Origin of the sequence: Eudoraea sp. (assembly GCF_049665975.1) — a bacterium.
Classification (GTDB): Bacteria; Bacteroidota; Bacteroidia; order Flavobacteriales; family Flavobacteriaceae; genus Eudoraea.
Genome location: NZ_JBATGR010000414.1, coordinates 1 through 1,754, shown reverse-complemented (window position 1 = coordinate 1,754; position 1,754 = coordinate 1). Strand labels below are relative to the sequence as shown.

The following is a 1,754-nucleotide window of genomic DNA, read 5'->3' as shown; positions in this document are numbered from 1 at the left end:
GAATAGATTTCCGGAGATAAATAGAGTTATTGGGAGAACACTGGAATTATTGTAAATTCATACAATCTAAATTTAAATACAAAATGAAATACTCACGGATCATTTATCTTTTCATTCTTGCTTTGGTAATGGCCTGCAACACAAGTACGAAAAAGAAAAAAGAAGAAAAAACGCTTGCAGTAAGTAAACTTCCCAAGGTGGTCACCGCAGATATAGAGAAGGGCATTAAGGCCAATATTGCAAAAAAGGTAGAAGAAGGAGGTGGGTATTTTAATATAAGTTCCGATGACAAAGAGCTTCGCCTGAAATTGGTTCGTGTCCATACGGAATACCTTTCAAATTTAGGCCCTCAACGTCATTTTGCTTGTGTAGATTTAGCCGATATAAGTGGCGATGTATACGATGTGGATTTCTTCTTAGATGGAGATCCCGGTAGTATGAACGTTACCGAAACTACTCTGCACAAGCTTAACGGTAAGCCCTTTTACACCTGGAAACAACGCAAGGATAAGACCTGGTACAGAATGCCTGTCCAAAACGCATCAAATGATTTGTTAGGGGTCATTGAAGGAGAAGACAGCTTTGAATTTCATTATGAGATTACCTTACCGGATATTACGGATCCTGCAAAAATGTGGATTCCTGTTCCACAGACTGATCACTTTCAGACGGTTGAATTAACTAGTATTGAAGCTCCTGTGAAACATCAAATACTCCAGGAAAAAAATTATGGGAATACCGTATTCTATTTCGAATTATTTCCAGAACATAGTGGGGAAAAAATAGCAATTGTTTACCATGTGAAGAGGCAAGAGAAAAAGCCCTATGAGGATGATTCGTCGCTTACAAAATATCTGAATCCCAGTTTACTGATGCCCGTAGGCGACCGGTTTCAGGTTCTGGCAGATTCCATTATTGGACTAAAAAACAGCGAAGGTGCAATAATGCATGCAAGGGCTTTGTATGATTATGTTATCGACAATATGCGTTACATAAAGGCAGGCAAATATGGTACGGGTGATGCAGTTTACGCATGCGATGCCTTAACCGGTAATTGCACCGAGTTTCATTCGCTCTTCATTTCCCTGGCCAGATCTGCAGGAATACCATCCCGGTTTGCTGTAGGGGCTTCAATCCCATCTGATCGGGATGAAGGTGGCATCGACGGCTATCACTGCTGGGCAGAATTTTATGCTGAGGGAAAATGGTGGCCAGTAGATATCAGTGAAGCCAATAAATACACGGCTCTCGCTACTTATTACTTTGGTCGGCATCCGGCAAATCGTATCGAATTCAGTAGAGGACGGGATCTACTTGTAGAACCCGGACCATATTTTGGACCCATAAACTTTCTTGCATATCCTGTAATGGAAATAGGCAAAACCCCAGCATTTCCGAAGACATTTTTTTCATTTCGCCGGAAAGCTGAGCAAGAAATCTCAGAAAATCAGTTAAGCCTACCCTGATACGGAATCCTTAGGATGTTCTTCGCCTTCAGGATGATCACCCTCTTCTTTCGCAGGATGTTCTTCGCCCTCTTTAGCAGCCGGATGTTCATCTTTGGCAGCCCCTTCTTCTGTAGGATGCTCTTCACCTTCAGGATGTTCAGCCTGCTCTTCGGTGTTTTCTTTCTTCTTTTGGTCCCTGCAAGAGCTTAACGTACCGGCTGCAACGAAGCCAAATAATAACATTACCAGAGTAAAGAATTTAAGTTTTTTTAAGCTGCTCATAATATCAATTGTTTTATTAATTAA

2 protein-coding genes are annotated in these 1,754 nt (G+C 41.3%); one reads left to right on the top strand and one right to left on the bottom strand.

The genetic code is table 11. From position 1 onward, the window contains the following. Positions 1-83 precede the first annotated feature (83 nt). A complete protein-coding gene (locus tag WBN20_RS13680; RefSeq protein ID WP_424282093.1) occupies positions 84-1,466 on the top strand; it encodes a transglutaminase-like domain-containing protein in 1,383 nt (460 codons plus the stop codon). Here the strand turns inward: WBN20_RS13680 and WBN20_RS13675 are convergent. Beyond that, the coding region (locus WBN20_RS13675) for a hypothetical protein (protein ID WP_424282092.1) at positions 1,458-1,754 on the bottom strand (297 nt) is incomplete at its 5' end. The genes WBN20_RS13680 and WBN20_RS13675 overlap by 9 nt on opposite strands.

Excerpts from the sequence above, each read along its gene's own strand:
- WBN20_RS13680 (WP_424282093.1), top strand. The coding sequence starts at position 84 with ATGAAATACTCACGGATCATTTATCTTTTCATTCTTGCTTTGGTAATG.